Source organism: Streptomyces sp. NPDC001492 (assembly GCF_053597275.1).
This window is the reverse complement of record NZ_JBSFHW010000067.1, coordinates 24,304-43,233: the sequence shown is the minus strand read 5'-3', so window position 1 is coordinate 43,233 and position 18,930 is coordinate 24,304. Positions and strand designations below refer to the sequence as shown.

The following is an 18,930-nucleotide window of genomic DNA, read 5'->3' as shown; positions in this document are numbered from 1 at the left end:
GGCCAGCCCCCGGGACCCCCGCTCCTCAAACGCCGGAGGGGCTGGTTATTCAGCCCGTCCGGCGTTTGAGGACGAGGCCGTTCAGGCCGAAAGCGGGGGTCTGGGGGCGGCAGCCCCCAGAGTCGGGAACGGGAAGGGGCGGCGGGGGCGAGATCGTAGGAGGGCCAATTGGGCGCAGGGTAAGGGAACGGTAAAGCGCTCCCGCTCGTTCACCCGGCATGACAGCTATGACCCCCGGCTCGAACATCCCTCTCTCCACCGCCCGCGTGACGGTGGACGTCGCCGCCCCGGTGCGGCTCGACGTATCGGGCCTGCTGCTCACCGCCGACGGCAAGGTGCGCTCCGACGAAGACTTCATCTTCTACAACCAGCCGGTCGGCCCGGGCGTGACCTACCGGTCGGGCGGGGGCACGGCTCCCGACGCGATCACCGTGGACACCGCCAGCGTCCCGCCGGGCATCGAGAAGATCGTGGTCACCGCGAGCCCGGACGCCCAGGGCCAGACCTTCCAGGGCATCGAACCGACGGCCACGATCCGCAACGCGGACGACAACACCGTCCTGGCCACGTTCACACCCCCGCAGCTCGGCACCGAGACGGCACTGGTGATCGTGGAGATCTATCTGCGGGGCGGCCAGTGGAAGGCCCGCGCGGTCGGCCAGGGCTACGCCAACGGCCTGGCGGGCATCGCCACCGACTTCGGCGTCACGGTGGAGGAACCGGCCGCGGCGGCCCCGCCCCAGCCGGTCGCCCCGCCCCTGTCCACCACCCCGCCGCCTCCGCCGGCCACGCCCGCCCCCGGGGCGGGCCCGCCCGCCCCGGGCACCGGAAAGATCAACCTCGACAAGGGCCGGGTCAGCCTCCAGAAGAACCAGACGGTGTCCCTCGTCAAGGGCGGCCGCCCGCTGCTCTCCCAGGTCAAGATGGGCCTCGGCTGGGAGCCTGCCTACGGCGGCAAGGACATCGACCTGGACGCGTCGGTCATCGCGTACGGCCCGCAGCGCAACCACATCGACAGCTGCTACTTCGGCAAGCTGTCCATCCTGAACGGCGCGATCAAGCACTCCGGCGACAACCTCACGGGTGAGGGCGGAGGCGACGACGAGGTCATCGTGGTCGACCTCGGCCGCATCCCGCAGGAGGCCACCGGCCTGGTCTTCACGGTCAACTCCTTCTCCGGCCAGAAGTTCACCGAGGTCGCCAAGGCCTACTGCCGCCTCCTGGACGCCACCACCGACGAGGAACTCGTCCGCTTCGACCTCACCAACGCCGAACCCCAGACGGGCGTGATGATGGCGAAACTGATCCGCCAGTTCTCCGGCGAGTGGGAGATGACAGCAATGGGCGAGTTCGTGAAGGCCCGCACGGTCCGGAACATGGTGAAGCCGGCCGCCCAGGCGCTGTAGTTCGTCCTACGACGACCATGGGCGCCCCCGGCCAGGGGGCGCCCGGCGTTCACGCCCCGGTTGCGGGACGCAGACCGTCCGTCAGCAGCGACAGATAGCGGCGGATGTGTGTGCCCTCGCCGTTCGCCAGCTCGGACGCCGTGGCCACACCGTGCGCCAGCCGCAGGATCTCGATCGGCTCGACGTCCTCGCGCAGGGTCCCCTCCCGCTTCGCCGCCCCGACCAGTCGTTCCGCCGCGCCCTTCACCGAGTTGCCACAGGCCGTGACCACGGCATTGCTGCCGTCCGTGACAGCCGAGCCGAGCAGGGCCTTGAGACCCCTGACCTGGATCATCCCGGCGCTGAGTTCGTTCAGCCACTCCACCAGCGCCTCGCCCGGCGGCAGTTCCCGCGCGAAGTCGTCGGCGCGTGCCGCGAGCGCCTCGATGGCATCGACGTACACCGCCTCCAGCAGCGCCTGCCGCGTCGGGAAATGCCGGTACAGCGTGCCCGACCCGACCCCCGCCCGCTTGGCGATGTCGTCGAGCGACGCGTTCTCCCCATGCTCGGCAAAGGCTTCCGCCGCGACCTTCAGCAGCCGTTCGTAGTTGCGACGGGCGTCCGCTCGCATGGGCTTGACCTGCGCCATTCAGATACTCCTTGCGAACCGGGGACTCTCTCCGTATTTTAGCGAGAGTTAAACGGAGACAGTCCCCGGTTATCTCTGCGGGCCACCCTTGCCTGCCCACATTCCGTTGCTCAGTGCTGCCCGCGCACATCCCACCCGGGGGACATCGAACGGGAGAACTCCATGTCCAGCCCGTCCAGCACCACCGAAGCACGTCTGACCGCACCACAGCACCCCGCCAGGCTCCGCACCGTCCTCTTCGTCATCGTCACCGCCTACCTGATGGTCGGCGTCGATTCCACCGTCGTCAACGTCGCCCTGCCCGACATCCAGCAGGACCTCGGCTTCAGCCGCACCGGTCTGTCCTGGGTCCTCAACGCCTACACGCTCGCCTTCGGCGGTCTGCTGCTGCTCGGCGGGCGCGTCGGGGACATCGTCGGCCGCCGCCGCACCCTCGCCACCGGCGTTCTGCTCTTCGCCGGCTCCTCCCTGCTCGGCGGGCTGGCCACCGACAGCGCCTGGCTGCTCGCGGCCCGCGCACTGCAGGGCGCGGGCGCCGCGCTCACCGCCCCCAGCACCCTCGCCCTGATCACCACCAACTTCCCGGAGGGCCCGCGCCGGCACCACGCCCTCGGCATCTACTCCTCCATGGCGGGCATCGGCGCCTCCATCGGGCTGGTCCTGGGCGGCATGCTCACCTCCTGGGCGTCCTGGCGCTGGGCACTGCTGATCAACGTCCCGATAGGGATCGGGGTGGCCCTCGCCCTGCCCCGCTTCGTCAACGAGACACCGCGCCACGCAGGCCGGTTCGACGCGGCCGGCGCACTGACCGGCACCACCGGCATGACCTCACTCGTATACGCCTTCATCCGGGTCTCCGAGGCGGGCTGGAGCGACACGCAGGCGCTGCTCGGGTTCAGTACGGCCGCCGCCCTCCTCGCCGGATTCACGATCGTCGAGTCCCGGGCCGTCCAACCGATCATGCCGCTGAGGCTCTTCTCGGACCGCAACCGCGCGGGCGGCTACGCGGGCGTGCTGTTGCTGCCGGCCGGCATGTTCGGCGCGTTCTACTTCCTCACCCTGATCAGTCAACAGGTCCTGGAATACAGCCCGTTGCGCGCGGGATTCGCCTTCCTGCCGATGACCCTGGCGATGTTCACCACCGTCCGCTTCGTGCCGCGGCTGCTGGCCCGGTTCGGGGTCAAGCCGGTCCTGCTCACCGGCATGGGCCTGCTCGTCGCCGCGGCCGCCTGGCTGTGGCGGCTCGAACCCGGCGAGGGCTACCCGTCCGGTCTGCTCGGCCCGCTGCTGCTGATGGGCGTCGGTGTCGGCCTGAGCTTCATGCCGCTCAACGCGACGATCCTCGCCCGTATCGAGCCGCGCGAGGCGGGCGCCGCCTCCGGTCTCCTCCAGACCCTGCAGTGGCTCGGCGGCACCCTCGGACTGTCCGTCCTGGTCACCGTGTTCGGCACGGCGACCCGGCATGCCTCGGGCACCCCGGCCGAGATCCTCACGGAAGGGTCGGCGCGCGCGTTCGGCGTCGGCGCACTGATCGCGCTCACCGCCCTGCTGGTGTCGGCGTTCGTGATCACAGGGCAGAAGCGGGAAGTCGCCCGGCGTGAAGCCGCTTAGAACAGGGCGCTGTACGCGTTGAGGGCGGGCTGCCCGCCCAGGTGTGCGTAGAGCACGGTCGAGTCCCGGCTGATCTCCCCCCGCTCGACCAGGTCCACCATCCCCGCCATCGACTTCCCCTCGTACACGGGGTCGGTGACCATCCCCTCGGTGCGGGCCGCGAGGCGCATCGCGGCCAGGGTGGTCTCGTCGGGGATGCCGTAGACGCCCGCGTGGTACCGCTCGTCCAGCTCGACGTCCGTCTCGGTCAACTCCCGCTCCACACCGATGAGTCGGCCGGTGTTCCGGGCGATCCGGGCGATCTGCTCCCGGGTGGCGGCGGGCTTGGCCGAGGCGTCGATGCCGAGCACGCGTCGGGGCCGTCCGCCGGCCTCCTCCAGGGCGGCGAACCCGGCGACCATGCCGGCCTGGGTCGACCCGGTGACGGAACACACCACCACCGTGTCGAAGAAGATCCCCAGCTCCCGCTCCTGCTCAGCGACTTCGTACGCCCATCCTGCGAAGCCGAGGCCGCCGAGCGGGTGGTCGGAGGCCCCGGCCGGGATGGCGTACGGCTTCCCGCCCGACTCCTCGACCTCCCTGAGCGCCTGCTCCCAGCTCTCTTTGAACCCGATCCCGAACCCGGCCCGCACCAGCCGTACGTCCGCCCCGGCGAGCCGGCTGATCAGGATGTTGCCCACCTTGTCGTACACGGAGTCCGGCCACTCCACCCAGCTCTCCTGCACCAGCACGCACTTGAGCCCGGCGCGGGCGGCGCAGGCGGCGACCTGGCGGGTGTGGTTGGACTGGACGCCGCCGATGGACACGAGCGTGTCGCAGCCCTTGGCGAGCGCGTCGGCGACCAGGTACTCCAGCTTGCGGGTCTTGTTGCCGCCGTAGGCGACACCGGAGTTGCAGTCCTCGCGCTTGGCCCACAGGGAGGCGCCGCCGAGGTGTGCGGTCAGGCGCTCCAGCGGGTGCACCGGCGAAGGGCCGAAGAGGAGCGGGTAACGCTCGTACGAGGAAAGGGACATGGGTCCTCCCGGGGTCGGGATCAGTCGCCGTCGGCGAGGTCGTCGGCGAGGGTGCGCCAGATCTCCGCGGTGACGCGGACCGCCTCAGCCACATTGCCGTCCGCGCAGGCGTCGATCAGCTGCTCGTGCAGGCCGGCCGAGCGGCAGGTGCTCTCGCCGAAGCGGCGTCGCTCCAATCGGCGGATGAGGGGGGTGTAGCGGGCAATGGTGGCGGCAGCCGCCTGGTTGCCGGCGACGCGCACGAGCACGTCGTGGAGTTCGTCGTCGGCGCGCAGAGCACCGTCGACGTCCCCCGAGCCGACGGCCGCGGCGAACCGCTCGTTGGCCGCACGCATCGCCTGGACGTCCGCGGCGAACAGCCGGGGCACGGCGACCCGCGTGGCCAGCTCGTGCATGGCGCCGACCACGGCGGCGGCGTCCCGCACCTCGGCCGTGACGACCGGGGTGACCCGCGTATAGCTCTGCGGCTTGCTCTCCAGCAGCCCCTCGTCCACCAGCCGGGAGAAGGCCTGCCGTACCGGCGCCCGGGACAGCCCGAGCCGCTCGGCGAGCTCGGCGTCCCGCACCACGGCGCCGGGCTCGAGCTCCCCGGCCACGATGGCGTCCCGGATGGATGCGTAGGCGCGGTCCCTGAGGAGGGTGCGCTCGACGGGTCGTATGGCCTCCACGAATTGAAATGTTAGATGTCAGTCCTGGGCGCGGACAAGGGTGTGGCCCGCACCTCGTAGAAGTGCGGGCCACGACCGTGCGGCTCAGGCCGCCCAGGGCCAGTCGGCGCTCTGTGCCGCCTCAAGCAGCGGCACCATGCGGAAAGCCGCGTCCGAAAGGCCCCCGAAGGTGTGCCGGTTCGCCTTGCCCGACGGGCCGTGGCCCGCGCGGTACCCGGCGAGGTTCCAGGTGTAGACCGGTACGTTCGCCGGGACCTGCTCGGTCGGGTCGCCGTGGTGGCTGTAGGTGTACTGCTCGTCGGTGACGATCAGCACCCGGTCCTGCCCGCGGTAGTGCGCGCGGACGGCCGAGGTGGTGTCGGTGCCGCCCAGGTCGCCGAAGCGGCCGAGGATCTTCAGCACCGACTCGCCCTCGTCGAACGACAGCCGTCGGCTGGTGGTGCCGAACTCGACGAGGTCGGCGTCCTGCGCCCGCAGTGCGAGCGCCGTGCCGAAGATCGCCGCCGCGTCGGCCCGGTTGAGCTCCGAGCGGTCCGACAGCGGCGCCCACATCGAGCCGGAACGGTCGACGAGCACCAGCGTCCGGCCCGGCAGGGCGGGCACATTGGCCAGCGAGTGGCCGAGCGCCTGCTCCAGCGGGTACGACCAGCGCAGCGAGGGCGCGTGCTGGTACGCGGCGAGGTACCGGAAGGGGAACTGCCGCGAGCGCGCGACCTCCGCCGGGTCGCTGATGCGTGCCGCCACCTGGGCCGCGACCTTGTCGGACACGCCGGCCTGGTCGAAGTTCCGCAGGTTCCTCACGAGCCCCATGACCCCCATGGACGGGATCACGGCCTCCCAGGCCGCCCTGTCCATCGGGCCCTGGAGCCACCCTGCCAGCGCCTCCCAGGTCATTCCGGCCGCCGCTAGCCGCTCCGCTCCGCGGCGCGAGGTCACGACCGCGCGCCGCTCGGCCACCGGCACCGCCATCAGCTCGCGGTGCGCGGTCAGTACGCGGTTCGACGTCGGCGGCACCGCGGTGTCCGGGTTGTGCCGGCGGTCGAGGGCGTACTGGAACAGCTCGCCCTGCCACGGCTTGTCCGGGTCGGGCGCGGCGTGCACCAGGTTGAGGATGTCGCCGAAGCGGTAGCCCTTGGAGGCGGTGTCGTACTTCAGCAGCGACTTGCCGCTGTAGAGGCGGCGCACGGCGTCCGCGATCCCCCGCTTGACGGGCTTGGGGACGCTGCGGCCGTACGTCGCGGTCCAGTACGCGAGCAGTTCGCCGGGCTCGTCGGGGCGCTGCAGTACGGAGGCGATGACCTGGCGGTTCGAGGGGCCGTCGGTGGCGCCCGCGTCGAGGCGTGCCTTCACGTACTCGGCGGCGCCGACGAGCGCGGCCGTACGGATGTTGCCCTCGCCGCGCAGCCAGCCGAGCAGGCCGGCGGTCCAGGTCGGGTCCTCCACGGCGAGGCGCCGGACGAGGCGCGCGAAGCGGTCGTCACGGTCGGCGCCGGACTCGTAGAAGGTCTGCTGCGACACGAAGTTGGCAACGGCGAGCAGAAAAAGCTCGGAGCGCGGATCCCGCTCACGGCCGCGGCCGCCCTCGTACGAACGGAGCACGCGGCCCGTGGAGGTGACGCGCGAAGTGGGCTGCGCCCGCGCCGCCTTGGTGTTGAATCGTGCCATGGTGAATTCCCCCGAATTCGGTTTCGTTCGGAGGGAGGCGCAGCAAAAGGAGGGCGTCCGAGGTCGAATTCGACTGCGGTGCTTGTCAACTGGCGCGTCTTCCGTTCCGCCACACCGACCCCGGGTCGATGACGGGATTCGAACCCGCACGAGGGTTTTCCCCCACCAGTCCCCTGAAGTATCCGCTGCCTGCGCACCGGGCACCCACCTTGAGCTGCGCCTCCCCGAGATCAAATGATTCGCACCGGGAGGTGCAATGAAGTTGTGGTGTCCAGAGTTCAAGGCCGGCGGAACCGACGTAGGTGCTCCAACCCCTGAGCTACACCGGCGCGTTGTACCGGTGGCGGGACTCGAACCCGCGGCCGCCCCATTATCAGTGGAAGTAGGTCCTGCCTTCGCACCTGGACGTTCATCACTGTAGGAGGCGTGCCGCGGGCGGAGCGAGCGAATTAATTAACCGCGCTTCTGGCGCTTCCAAGGTCCGGTGATCGCCAGCATGATCCCGGGCTCCTGGATGTTGGCGAACAGCGTGCTGCCGTCGGGTGAGAAGGTGACGCCGGTGAACTCGCTGTATTCGGGCTTCTCTTCGGTGCCGATGTTCAGTTCGTTGCGGGCGATCGGGTACGTGCGGCCGCTGTCGGTCGCGCCGAACAGGTGCTGGAGGCCCTCGCCGTCCTCCGCGATGACCAGGCCGCCGTACGGGGAGACGGTGATGTTGTCCGGGCCGTCGAAGTTGCCGTCCACGGAGGGGTCGGGGTTGACGCCCAGCAGGACCTTCAGGGTCAGGGTGCGGCGCTTGGGATCGTAGAACCAGACGGCGCCGTCGTGCTGCACGGGGCTCTCGTCACGGGCGTAGGAGGAGACGATGTAGGCGCCGCCGTCGCCCCACCACATGCCCTCCAGCTTGCGGGCGCGGGTGACCTGGCCGGTGGTGAACTGCTTGCGGACGGAGGTCGTCCGCGCGTCGCGGTCGGGGACGTCCACCCAGTCGACGCCGTAGACCGTGCCGATCTTCGTGGCGCGGGAGAGGTCGTCGACGAACTGGCCGCCGGAGTCGAAGCACTTGAAGGCCTGGAGGACACCGGCGTCGTCGGCGAGGGTGCGCAGCTTGCCGCGGCCGTGGCAGAAGCCCTCCGGCGGGGTCCAGCGGTAGAGGAGGCCGTTGGGGGTCGCCGCGTCCTCGGTGAGGTAGAGGTGGCCGCGCTTCGGGTCGACGACGACCGCTTCGTGGGCGTAGCGGCCCAGCGCCTTGATGGGCTTGGGGTCGCGGTTGGCGCGGCGGTCGGAGGGGTCGACCTCGAAGACGTAGCCGTGGTCCTTGGTCATGCCGTTGGCGCCGGCCTTGTCCTCGGTCTCCTCGCAGGTGAGCCAGGTGCCCCAAGGGGTGTTGCCGCCCGCGCAGTTGGTGGAGGTGCCGGCGATGCCGACCCACTCGGCGACATGGTCGCGGCGCACCTCGACGACCGTGCAGCCGCCGGATGCGGCGGGGTCGTAGACGAGGCCCTCGGTGAGCGGGACGGGGTGCGGCCAGTTGGCGCGCGGGCCCTTCAGCTCGTGGTTGTTGACGAGGAGGGTGGTGCCGCGGGGGCCGGCGAAGGTGGAGGTGCCGTCGTGGTTGGAGGGGGTGAACTCGCCGGACTCCAGCTTGGTCCTGCCGCTGTACGTGATGATCCGGTACTTGAAGCCGGCGGGGAGGGCGAGGATGCCGTCCGGGTCGGGGACCAGTGGTCCGTAGCCGACGCCGTGGTGGGCGCCGGCCGACTCCTCGCCCGCCTCGTCGGTGTCCGTGGACGCCAGGGCGTTCGGGGCGGTGGCCAGGGCGCCGACGCTGCCCGCCAGTGCGACACCTGCACCGGTGATCGCGGATTTTCTGGCGAAGTCCCTGCGGGTGAGCGACATGGTGTCTCCTGTGACGGTGGGCGTGCCGTGGAGGGTGGCGGACCTCGGGTCGGCGCCACCGTTTCGCCCGCGCCTGAACGGGAGTTGAACGCCGGGCGACACCCACGGGCCCACTTCCATGAATCCGTCCAGTGCGGACCACGGAACTCAAAAGGACCTTGTGCCCGGGTCATGGGTCGGATGAATGCCCGCAGGGAGGGGCCCGCGGAACGGTCGGCGGCGATCGCGTCCCGCGGCGGAGCCGCCCAGCGGCACGGCCCGTCGAGGGTCTGGCTCAACCCCCCTGCTGCGACCGCGCCTTGAAGGCCGCCTTCCGCGCCTCCTTGGCGATCCGCTTGTCCGGGTGCAGGCGCCCCATGGCCTCCAGTACGTCCGCCGTGGCGGGGTGGTCGACCCGCCAGGCCGCCGCGAAGAAGCCGCCGTGCTGGGCGGCCAGGCCCTGTACCAGCGCCCGCAGTTCCTCGGAGTTGCCCTCGGCGGCCAGCTGGGCGGCGACGGTGTCGATGGTGAGCCAGAAGATCATCGCCTCGGACGGGGCCGGCACGTCCGGGGCGCCGTGCTCGGTCAGCCAGACCCGGGCGAGTCCGCCCAGCTCCGGGTCGTCGAGGACTTCGCGCAGTGCGGGTTCGGCCTCGGCGCCGACGAGGGACAGCGCCTGCTGGCAGCGCAGCCGGCGCAGCGGCGCGCCCGCGTCCGCACCGCGGGCCGCCGCCAGCAACTCCCGCGCGGCGGCGAGGGGTTCGCGGCGGGCCAGCCACTGTTCGGTCTCGGCCTGCGCGGCGGCCTGGGGGAAGGCGGCGGTGCCGTCGAGCAGCGCGTCGGCGCCCTTGTCCACGAGGTCGCCGACGGCGGGCGCGGTGAGCCCGGCTTCCAGCAGCCGTGCCCGCAGCCCGTACAGGCCGAGCGGGGTCAGCCGCACCATGCCGTAGCGCGAGACGTCGGTGTCGTCGGCCCGGGCGGCGGGTTCGGCGGCAGTGTCGTCGGGCTCCGCCATCAGGGCCTCGTCGACGGGCTGGTACTCGACGAGGCCCACCGGCTCCAGCATGCGGAACTGGTCGTCGAGCCGCATCATCGCGTCGGAGACCTGCTCCAGGACGTCGTTGGTGGGCTCCCCCATGTCGCTGGGCACGATCATCGACGCGGCGAGCGCCGGGAGGGGGACGGGTCCGTCGCCGGGGCCGTCCTCGCTGACGGTGAGCAGGTACAGGTTGCCGAGGACGCCGTCGAGGAACTCGGCCTCCGCCTCGGGGTCCCACTCCAGCCGGGAGAAGTCGATCTCGCCGGTCTCGTCGAGGGCGCCTTCCAGGTCGTCCAGGTCGGGGACACTGGCGTCGGCGAGCACCGTCTCCAGTGCCTCCTGCCACACGGTCAGCACCTCGTGCGGTGAGCCCTGGGTGAGCAGTGCCAGGTCCTGCCCGGCGGTGACGGTGCCCCCGTCCTCGTCCTCGGAGTCCTCGGAGTCCTCGGAGTCGACGATCTCGACGAGCCCGGTGTCCACGGCGACCCGCCAGGCCTCGCTCGCGAGGGCCGCCGCGTCGTCCCCGCTCAGCCCGAGCAGCTCGGCGGCGGCCGGCAGCTGTTCCTCGACGAGCCCGCCCCCGGCGTCGATCCGGGTGTCCGGCCCGGCCCAGCGGGCCAGCCGCGCGGCCCGCGAGAGCAGCGGTGTGGCCAACGCGTCCCGCGCCAGCTCCGCTTCGGGGTGCAGCCGCACCGGCGGCAGGGGGGAGCTGTCTGACATCGGCTGGATCTCCTCGGGCGTGTCGTACCACTCAAACGCTCAGCCTAGACGGATTTCCACCCATGCCGCCCGGTTCATCTCCCGGCCCCCGTCCGTACATGGCCGAAACCTTGACAACTGGCGTGAGTACGCAGGAGATTGACGCGCGTAGAAACGAAGCGGACACATGTTCACTGTATTTTCTACGCGCGTCGCCACCGCCCCACAGGTCGCGGCCTCGGACCGTCCCACGCACCACCCTCGTCCCGGCACCCACGCATGTCCCCGGAGGGATCCCGTTGCCGAGCAAGTCTTCCGCGCGTCTCGCCGCGCTCACCGTCGCCGCCGTCTGTTCCGCGGCGTCCGCCGTAGCCCTGACCTCGCCCGCGCATGCCGACACCGTGCGCATCCATGACATCCAGGGCAGTACGCGCATTTCTCCGTACGCGGGCCAGAAGGTCACCGACGTGGCCGGAATTGTCACCGCTGTGCGCACCTACGGCTCCTCCAGAGGCTTCTGGATCCAGGATCCGAACCCGGACGACAACCCGGCCACCAGTGAGGGCGTGTTCGTCTTCACCAGCTCCACCCCGAAGGCCGCCGTCGGCGACTCCGTCACGGTCACCGGCACGGTCTCCGAGTACGTCCCGGGCGGCGCCTCGTCCGGCAACCAGTCGGTCACCGAGATCACCAAGCCGACGATCACCACCGTCTCCACCGGCAACGCGGTCCCGGCCCCGACGGTGATCGACGCGAAGTCGGTGCCCGCGCTCTACACCCCGGCGGGCGACACCGCCGCGAACGGCTCGATCAACGGCCTGCCGCTGCAGCCGTCGACGTACGCCCTGGACTACTACGAGTCCCTGGAGGGCATGAACGTCCAGGTCGCCGACGCGCGCGTGGTCACGGCCACCGACCCGTACTCCGAGCTGTGGGTCACGGTGAAGCCGCACGAGCACCGGACGCCCAGCGGCGGCACGCTGTACGGCTCCTACGAGTCGCAGAACACCGGACGCCTGCAGATCCAGTCGCTGGGTGCGACGGCCGACTTCCCGAAGGCGAACGTCGGCGACACCCTGACCGGCACCACGACAGGACCGCTGGACTTCAACCAGTTCGGCGGCTACACCCTGGTCGCGAGCCAGTTGGGGACGCTGAAGAGCGGCGGTCTGCAGCGCGAGACGACGCAGAAGCAGTCGCGCGGCGAGCTGGCGGTCGCGACGTACAACGTCGAGAACCTCGACCCGTCCGACAAGACCTTCGACGCGCACGCCGCCGCGATCGTGAACAACCTGCAGTCGCCCGACATCGTGTCCCTGGAGGAGATCCAGGACAACGACGGCGCGACGGACGACGGCGTCGTCGACGCGAGCCAGACGGTGAACAAGCTGATCGACGCGATCGTCGCGGCCGGCGGCCCCAAGTACGACTGGCGCTCGATCAACCCGGTCAACGACCAGGACGGCGGCGAGCCCGGCGGCAACATCCGCCAGGTGTTCCTGTTCAACCCGGAGCGGGTGTCCTTCGTCGACCGTGCGGGCGGCGACTCCACCACCGCGGTGGACGTCACCAAGGTGCACGGCAAGGCGCAGCTGACGGCCTCCCCCGGCCGTATCGACCCGGCGAACGAGGCCTGGAAGTCCAGCCGCAAGCCGCTGGCCGGCGAGTTCACCTTCCGCGGCCGCACGGTCTTCGTGATCGCCAACCACCTGAACTCCAAGGGCGGCGACCAGGGGCTGACCTCGCAGTACCAGCCCCCGACACGCAGCTCGGAGACCCAGCGCCACGCGCAGGCGATGCTGGTCAACGCGTTCGTCAAGAGCATCCTGGACGCCCAGAAGAACGCGGACGTCATCGCGCTCGGCGACATGAACGACTTCGAGTTCTCCGACACCGCCAAGATCCTGGAGGGTGACGGCGAGCTCTGGTCGGCGATCAAGTCGCTGCCGAAGAGCGAGCGTTACACCTATGACTACCAGGGCAACCAGCAGGTCCTGGACCAGATCCTGGTCAGCCCGTCGATCCGGCGGTCCTGTGACTTCGCGTACGACAGCGTGCACGTCAACTCGGAGTTCAACGACCAGATCAGCGACCACGACCCGCAGGTGCTGCGCTTCCGCCCGTAACGGACCCGGCCCCGCTCAGGACTGGCTGAACACGCCGTTCAGCCAGTCCTGCCAGGCGGCCTCGCACTCCTTGATGTCGGCACCCGGGGTGAAGTCGTGCAGGGAGATGCCGACCCGGTGGCCCCAGTGGTTGCGCCCGAAGAAGCGGGTGAGGCCGCGGTCCGTGCGCAGCCCGATGAAGTACGGGTTGCGGAAGTCGACCACGGCGTCGAACTCGTCGGGCCCCCGGACCGTCACCCGGGTGCCGGCGGTCACGTCCTCGCCGACACCGAGCGCCCGCCCGACGACGGCGAGGGCGTCGGCGCCCTTCGAGGCCTCGGGCCCGTCGAAGGTGGCGAAGGCGGCCGGCCTGGGCGCGAAGTGGACCAGGTACTCGCGCAGGGTGTGCAGATAGAAGTCGGTGTGCTTGGCGGCGCCGTCGTACTGGTTGTCCCAGTCGTCGACGAAGATGCCGCTGTGCACGTACCGCACCCAGGCCCGGCGCCCCTCGTCGCGGGGCTCGATCGTGTAGTCGAGCTGGTTGAGGGTCTGCTCGGAGATGCCCTCGACGTCCCCGACGCGGTTGCTGTAGCGGTGTGGCGGGTCCCAGGCGGTGACCTCGGACCCGAAGGGCCCCTTGCCGCCGACCCGGGGCTCGGGCGGCTCCATCGGCCACAGGTACCCCCCGGTGCCGGTGGTGATCGCCTCCCACACCTCCTCCGGAGTGGCGTCGACCTCGAACTCGCGCGCGATCTCGAATTCCTTTGACATCGTGGGCTCCTGCCTAGTCCTGCTCGGTTGCCTTGAGGGTGGGATGGACGGCCACGACGATCCGGTGGTCGCGCCCGCCCTCGGCGTCCGGCGCGTCGTACTTGCGGATCAACGTGGTGACGCCCGCCGTCAACTCCTGGACGAACGCGGCTCGTTCGGCGGCGGAGGCGAAGCGCACCTCACCGTCGAGCGCATACGTGGCCAGCCGTTTGCGGGCCTTCGCGGCACCGGTGATGAGCGAGCCGACGTCCCGCACGAGCCGGGCACCGAGCGCCAGCAGCCACCGCGCGGACAGCTGGTCCCGGAAACGGTCCGGGTCCGGCTGTACGGCGGCGAGCGCGAGCGGCGAGATGACGTACGAGGCCGCGGTGGCCTGCATCAGCCGCTCGGTGACATTGCCCTTGCGGCGCTCCCCGGCCAGCTCGACCAGGCCGTGCCGCTCCAGCGCCTTGAGGTGGTAGTTCACCTTCTGCCGCGGCAGGCCGATGCGGCCGGCCAGCATCGCCGCCGACGCGGGTCCGGCCGCGAGCTCGGCGAGCAGCCTGGCCCTGACGGGGTCCAGGGAGACGGCGGCGGCCTCGGGGTCCTCGATGACGGTCACGTCCAGCATGCGTCCACCGTCCCACCGAAAACTTTTTTTGTCCAGAAGACTGAGATTTTCGGTGGGACGGTGTCAGGGCACGTGGCAGGACGGTGGTCCTGTTACCGCTTGGGGTACCTCCAGCCCACCACCACGACAAAGACCAGCGCCGCTCCGATGGCCAGCGCGGGCCGCGGATGCCGTACCGCCGCCCTGACGACGGGGCCGGCGGGCCAGGGCATGTCGTGTTCCGCCCGGTGCTCCAGCGTGTGTCCGGTCCGGGTGGCCCTGTCCTGCACCTGGTGGCCCGCCTGCGTGGCCCTGTCGTGCACCTGATGTCCTGCCCGCGTGGCCCTGTCGTGCACCGTGTGGCCGGTCTGCGCGGCCTTGTCGTGCACCTTGTGGCCGGTCTGCGCGGCCCGGTCCTGGACCGCATGGCCGGCGTGCGCGGCCGTGCTGCGCAGTTGCACGGTCATGGCGCCGGCCTTGTCCTTCAGGTCGGCCGCCCGGGCCCGCGCGCGTCCCTTCACATCCATCTTCTCCGCCAACTCCTCCACTGTTTCGCCGAGTTGGCTGCGCGTCTGCTCGATCTGCCGCCTCAGCTCATCGGGCCCCTTGGCGCCGGAAGGCCCTGTCCTGTCCGTCATCGGTGCGCCCTTTCCTTGATCTCTTCGACATCGGCCCGGACGCTGCCGAGGGTCTCCTCGGGCGTCGGCGGTGCGGCGCGGCGCAGCTGGGCGCGACCGGTCACGGCCAGCACGGCCGCGATCACGAAGAGCACGGCGGTCACGATGAGCGCCGCAGCCCAGACCGACAGCACCAGCGAAAGGGCGGCTACGCCCGTGCCGGCCAGGGCGAGCAGGCCGGCGTAGGCGAACGCGCCCGCGGCGCCGAGCAGTCCGCCGCCGCGCCCGGCGCGCCGGCCCTTGGCGGACAACTCCTCCTTGGCGAGGGCCACTTCCTGTCGTACGAGCCGGGAAAGCTGTTCAGTGGCCTGTCCGACGAGCTCGCCCACCGAGCGGTGCCCGTCGCGCACCGGCTGGGGGTGCATGGTCCCGGTCACGGGGTCGCCTCCTCTCGCGTTCCTCTCGGCTTCCTCCGTTCGGAAAACTCCGGGTACCCCCTGCCGACCTCCGCTACCCCTGCCGGTCACCGCCCGGCCCGCGCTCGCCGAGCCGGCCGAGCTGGGTCTGGAACCAGTCGAGGCGGGCCTGCAACAGGGCTGCCTCGGCGACGAGTTCGGGCACCCCGAGCCCCTCGGGCACCGCGAGGTCGGCTGCGGCGCCGCTGCCCGCCACCACCCGCAGCCCCTCCCCGGCCAGCCGCGCGAAGGAGGCGAGCGAGACGGATGTTCGGCCGCGGACGCAGCCCGCGCAGGAGGGGGCCAGCGCGCGCCAGCCCGGCCGTCCCCAGCCCGCGTCGGCCAGGGCGGTGGCGACCGCGCCGCACACGCAGGGGCCGACCGTGGCGGTCCGCACCCGCTGACGGGCGTAGCGGAAGCCTCGCTCGAAGCGGATGTAGCGGCCGAGGACCCAGACCTCCAGCAGGACGGCCGCCCGGTGCTCGGCCGTGCACAGCAGCGCCTCGGCCGCCGCGCGGTCGTGCACGCAGTGGAAGCCGCAGTCGCAGCGGCGGTGCGGTGCCCGGTGGCGCAGTCCGTAGACGCAGGACGCGTCGGCCAGGACTCCGTACGGCAGCGCGCCGCCCAGCGACACACCGGTGAACCCGGCCCGGGTGCCGTCCTGGGACAGCACCGGGTGGGCGATCTTGTATCCGGTCGGCGGCTCCGTCGGGCGTTCCTCCGGAAGCCGCAGTCTCATCGGGCCGCCGGAACCTCTTCGCGCGCGGACGCCTCGACGTCCTGGGTCTCCTCGGGCAGTTCGAGCTCTTCCTCATGGGTCTGCGGCTGTTCCTCCGCGACTCCGGTGGCCAGTGCCTTGCCGAGCTTCATGACGCCTCCATGGGCCGATGCCGATGACCGTCACGACCATGCTGACCCATGGCGGGCGAAATGGACATAGGGCCTGGAGGGGCAGGGCGCCTCACCGGCCGCACCACAGCAACGCTTAGCAATATCTCGTAGGAGAATTAAGTGGAGCTTCACTGTCGGCCCGCCGAGACTGAGAACATGACACCTGACGCCCCCGCCCCCTTCGGCCGTGCCCTCTGCGCGATGATCACCCCCTTCACCGAGGAGGGCGCGCTCGATCTCGACGGGGCGCAGCGGCTCGCCGACCGCCTGGTCTCCCGCGGGTGCGAGGGTCTGGTGCTCTCCGGTACGACGGGCGAGTCGCCGACCACCACGGACGCCGAGAAGGCGGCACTGGTCGAGGCGGTGCGGGAGGCGGTGGGCGGCCGGGCGTCGGTCGTGGCGGGTGTGGGCACCTTCGACACCCGGCACACCGTGGAGCTCGCCCGGGAGGCCGAAAAGGCGGGCGCGGACGGCGTGCTGGTGGTCAGTCCGTACTACAGCAGGCCCCCGCAGGACGCGCTGGAGGAGCACTTCCAAACGGTCGCGGACGCGTCCGGGCTGCCGGTCGTGCTGTACGACATCCCGGGCCGCACCGGAACCCGCATCGAGTCCGACACGATGATCCGGCTCGCCGAGCACCCCCGGATCGTGGCGGTGAAGGACTGCTCCTACGACTTCCTCGCCGCCCAGAAGGTGCTGGCCCGCACGGAGTTGGCGTACTACGCGGGCTGCGACGAGCACAACCTCGCCCTGTACGCGGTGGGCGGCGCGGGCTACATCAGCACGGTCGCGAACGTGGTTCCGGAGCAACTCCGCGCGGTCATCGACGCGTTCGAGGCGGGCGACACCCCCGTGTCCGCCCGCCTCCAGCAACGCGCCACACCGCTCATCGAGTTGATGATGTCGGCCGGTCTGCCCGGCACCGTCACCACGAAGGCGCTCCTCAACGAGCTCGGCCTGCCGGCGGGAACCGTCCGTGCCCCGCTGCGGCCCGCCGGCCGCGAGACGGTCGACGGGCTGCTGGCGGCCTACGAGGAGCTCACGGCCGGCTGATCAGGGCTGGGCGAACAGCGGCTCCCAGCGTCCTGCGGCACCGTCGTTGCCCTGGCGGAAACCGCTCAGCGGCACCTCCTTGTTGCTGCCGATGGTGACCAGCACCAGCCGGTTGTGGAACTCGTTCCTGACGTCCTTGTCGATGTCCCAGGCGATGAGCCGGTTGTTGCCGACCCAGGCCAGCAGCTGCTGTCCGCGCACCTTGGTCTTCTTGCCGGTGTAGGCGTCGACGATCCAGGACGCGGTCTTCCACCCCTCGCCGGCGAAGTCCCCGGCGACCAGCTTGCCGTTCGGCGACATCCCGGCGTCGACGTACCACTCCAGGTACTTGTAGCCCGGCGGTACGGAGACCTTCTTGCCCGTGAGCTCCCAGAACTCCTTGCCGATCTCACCGTCGGGGTTACCGGCCCAGACGTACCGGCCGTCGTCGGTGAGGGCGAAGTCCTGGCGGGAGTTGACCATGCCGGGAAAACCGCGACCGCCGCCCGCGTCGACCCGGCTCCAGCGCGCCTTGCCGGACGCCACGTCGATGACGTAGAAGCCGGTGCGGTGCGAACCCGTCTCCACGGTCACTTCGCCGCCCCCCTTCAGCTTCTTGGGGATGGGCTGGAGGTCCGGGTTCTCGCTGTAGGTCGTCGCCACGAGCTGCCGGCCGTCCCGGGAGAAGGCGAGCCCGCCGGCCCCGTGGTCGATCTGGATCCACCGCTTCACCTCGCCGGATGCCAGGTCGAGCAGGCCGATGCGCGAGGCGGGCAGGTCCTGCTCCAGGACGGCGGCGGTCTTCAGGCCCGGCGCGACGGCGACCCAGGACCACTCGGGGGCCTTCTCGTACCTGCCGGTCTTCGGGTTCAGCAGGTAGTAGGTCCGCCGGTTGACGGCGGTGTCCTTGGTCTGCCTGACGGTCTGCGTGATGTAGTACGCGGCCAGGGACGTCCCCCCGGCCGAGATCAGATCGCGCGGGGGCGACTGGTCGGGGTGGGCCCTGGTCCTGTTCTGTTCCACGACGTCCGAGGGCCGTACGTCCTTCTTGCCGGAGTCCAGCAGCGGAACCGCCACCCCGACGGCGACCACGGCCGCGGTGGCCAGGGCGGCGGCCGTGATCCTGCGGGTACGGCGGCGCCGTCGGACGGCCAGGACACGGTCGGCGAACCCCGCTGCTGCCGGGTGCTGTCCGGCGGCCTGCTCACGCAGGGCGTCGCGCACGAGTTCGTCGACGTTCACGGACGCACCTCCACGGGCGAGTAGTCACGGGACGGCGGCTGTTCGGCGTCCGCCGGGCCGAGGGCGGCGAGCTCCGGCGACAAGGCGCGCAGTCGGGCGAGGGAGCGGTGGGTGGTGGACCGTACGGTGCCGACGGAGCAGCCCAGCAGGCGGGCCACATCGGCCTCCGGCAGGTCCTCGAAGTAGCGCAGCACCAGTACGGTGCGCTGACGGGCGGTGAGCCGGGCGAGCGCCTCCCGCATCACGACGCGCAGTTCGGCCGCGGCGGCCGTGTCACCCGAGTGCGTCGACTGCCCGTCCCCTTCGGGCGGTTCGGCGACGCTGACCTCCCGTCTGCGCCACTTCAGCCGCCAGCGGCTGACCTGCTGGCGGTACAGGATCCGGCGTACGTACGCTTCGGGCTCGTCGATCCGCTGCCATTTCCCCGCCGCCTTGACGAGCGCGTTCTGCAGCAGGTCCTCGCCGGCGTGCTGATCTCCCCCGCAGAGCAGCACGGCCGTCTTCAGCAGAGCCGACGACCTGCTGTCCACGAACGCGCGGAAGCTGTCCAGCCCTTCGGCATCCATCGTCACCTTCTCTTCCCCGGCGGCTGCCTCTGTGCCCGCCCCTGTGTCCCTTGTG

General features: G+C 71.0%; 18 protein-coding genes. 4 read left to right on the top strand and 14 right to left on the bottom strand.

Annotation, left to right across the window (positions count from 1 at the left end; all coding sequences use genetic code 11):
- Window positions 1–227: 227 nt before the first annotated feature.
- Window positions 228–1,406, top strand: coding sequence for a TerD family protein (locus ACWC1K_RS46445; RefSeq protein ID WP_450839795.1), 1,179 nt, complete (start codon window positions 228–230; stop codon window positions 1,404–1,406).
- 49 nt (window positions 1,407–1,455) lie between these two features.
- On the opposite strand, the gene ACWC1K_RS46440 is transcribed toward ACWC1K_RS46445, so the two are convergent.
- Window positions 1,456–2,034 (bottom strand): TetR/AcrR family transcriptional regulator, encoded by a 579-nt coding sequence (locus ACWC1K_RS46440; protein ID WP_450839791.1) that lies wholly within the window; start codon window positions 2,032–2,034, stop codon window positions 1,456–1,458.
- Window positions 2,035–2,196: 162 nt separating this feature from the next.
- On the opposite strand from ACWC1K_RS46440, the gene ACWC1K_RS46435 reads away from it, so the two are divergent.
- Entirely contained in the window at window positions 2,197–3,645 is a 1,449-nt protein-coding gene (locus ACWC1K_RS46435; RefSeq protein ID WP_450839790.1) for an MFS transporter, read from the top strand.
- On the opposite strand, the gene ACWC1K_RS46430 is transcribed toward ACWC1K_RS46435, so the two are convergent.
- From ACWC1K_RS46430 to ACWC1K_RS46410, 5 genes are all read right to left on the bottom strand, one after another.
- Window positions 3,642–4,658, bottom strand: a complete 1,017-nt coding sequence (locus tag ACWC1K_RS46430) for a 1-aminocyclopropane-1-carboxylate deaminase (RefSeq protein WP_450839788.1) — start codon at window positions 4,656–4,658, stop codon at window positions 3,642–3,644. The genes ACWC1K_RS46435 and ACWC1K_RS46430 overlap by 4 nt on opposite strands.
- A 20-nt stretch (window positions 4,659–4,678) precedes the next feature.
- On the bottom strand, window positions 4,679–5,326 hold the full coding sequence (locus ACWC1K_RS46425; protein WP_450839786.1) for a GntR family transcriptional regulator: 648 nt from the start codon (window positions 5,324–5,326) through the stop codon (window positions 4,679–4,681).
- 84 nt (window positions 5,327–5,410) lie between these two features.
- Window positions 5,411–6,991, bottom strand: a complete 1,581-nt coding sequence (locus ACWC1K_RS46420; protein WP_450839784.1) for a TROVE domain-containing protein — start codon at window positions 6,989–6,991, stop codon at window positions 5,411–5,413.
- 453 nt (window positions 6,992–7,444) lie between these two features.
- Window positions 7,445–8,890 carry an alkaline phosphatase PhoX gene (locus tag ACWC1K_RS46415; RefSeq protein WP_450839783.1) on the bottom strand — a complete coding sequence of 482 codons (1,446 nt, stop codon included), beginning with the start codon at window positions 8,888–8,890 and terminating at the stop codon, window positions 7,445–7,447.
- Window positions 8,891–9,164: 274 nt separating this feature from the next.
- Window positions 9,165–10,628 (bottom strand): hypothetical protein, encoded by a 1,464-nt coding sequence (locus ACWC1K_RS46410; RefSeq protein WP_450839781.1) that lies wholly within the window; start codon window positions 10,626–10,628, stop codon window positions 9,165–9,167.
- 278 nt (window positions 10,629–10,906) lie between these two features.
- On the opposite strand from ACWC1K_RS46410, the gene ACWC1K_RS46405 reads away from it, so the two are divergent.
- Entirely contained in the window at window positions 10,907–12,733 is a 1,827-nt protein-coding gene (locus ACWC1K_RS46405; protein ID WP_450839779.1) for an endonuclease/exonuclease/phosphatase family protein, read from the top strand.
- Between the two features lie 15 nt (window positions 12,734–12,748).
- On the opposite strand, the gene ACWC1K_RS46400 is transcribed toward ACWC1K_RS46405, so the two are convergent.
- From ACWC1K_RS46400 to ACWC1K_RS46375, 6 genes are all read right to left on the bottom strand, one after another.
- A complete protein-coding gene (locus tag ACWC1K_RS46400) occupies window positions 12,749–13,483 on the bottom strand; it encodes an SRPBCC family protein (RefSeq protein ID WP_450839777.1) in 735 nt (244 codons plus the stop codon).
- A gap of 13 nt (window positions 13,484–13,496) precedes the next feature.
- On the bottom strand, window positions 13,497–14,093 hold the full coding sequence (locus ACWC1K_RS46395) for an ArsR/SmtB family transcription factor (RefSeq protein WP_450839775.1): 597 nt from the start codon (window positions 14,091–14,093) through the stop codon (window positions 13,497–13,499).
- Between the two features lie 92 nt (window positions 14,094–14,185).
- Window positions 14,186–14,710 (bottom strand): DUF3618 domain-containing protein, encoded by a 525-nt coding sequence (locus ACWC1K_RS46390; RefSeq protein ID WP_450839774.1) that lies wholly within the window; start codon window positions 14,708–14,710, stop codon window positions 14,186–14,188.
- Window positions 14,707–15,126, bottom strand: coding sequence for a phage holin family protein (locus tag ACWC1K_RS46385; protein WP_450839772.1), 420 nt, complete (start codon window positions 15,124–15,126; stop codon window positions 14,707–14,709). The genes ACWC1K_RS46390 and ACWC1K_RS46385 overlap by 4 nt, the downstream gene beginning before the upstream one ends.
- A gap of 73 nt (window positions 15,127–15,199) precedes the next feature.
- Window positions 15,200–15,883: a hypothetical protein gene (locus ACWC1K_RS46380; protein WP_450839770.1), complete on the bottom strand. Its 684-nt coding sequence runs from the start codon at window positions 15,881–15,883 to the stop codon at window positions 15,200–15,202.
- Complete coding sequence (locus ACWC1K_RS46375) at window positions 15,880–16,014, bottom strand: hypothetical protein (protein ID WP_351469211.1); 135 nt, start codon at window positions 16,012–16,014, stop codon at window positions 15,880–15,882. The genes ACWC1K_RS46380 and ACWC1K_RS46375 overlap by 4 nt, the downstream gene beginning before the upstream one ends.
- Before the next feature lie 177 nt (window positions 16,015–16,191).
- Between ACWC1K_RS46375 and dapA the strand changes: the two genes are divergently transcribed.
- The gene (dapA, locus tag ACWC1K_RS46370; protein WP_450839768.1) at window positions 16,192–17,088 is read left to right on the top strand and encodes a 4-hydroxy-tetrahydrodipicolinate synthase; all 897 of its coding nucleotides are present in this window, start codon (window positions 16,192–16,194) and stop codon (window positions 17,086–17,088) included.
- On the opposite strand, the gene ACWC1K_RS46365 is transcribed toward dapA, so the two are convergent.
- Entirely contained in the window at window positions 17,089–18,309 is a 1,221-nt protein-coding gene (locus ACWC1K_RS46365; protein ID WP_450839766.1) for a WD40 repeat domain-containing protein, read from the bottom strand.
- Window positions 18,306–18,875 carry a SigE family RNA polymerase sigma factor gene (locus ACWC1K_RS46360; protein WP_450839764.1) on the bottom strand — a complete coding sequence of 190 codons (570 nt, stop codon included), beginning with the start codon at window positions 18,873–18,875 and terminating at the stop codon, window positions 18,306–18,308. The genes ACWC1K_RS46365 and ACWC1K_RS46360 overlap by 4 nt, the downstream gene beginning before the upstream one ends.
- Window positions 18,876–18,930 lie beyond the last annotated feature (55 nt).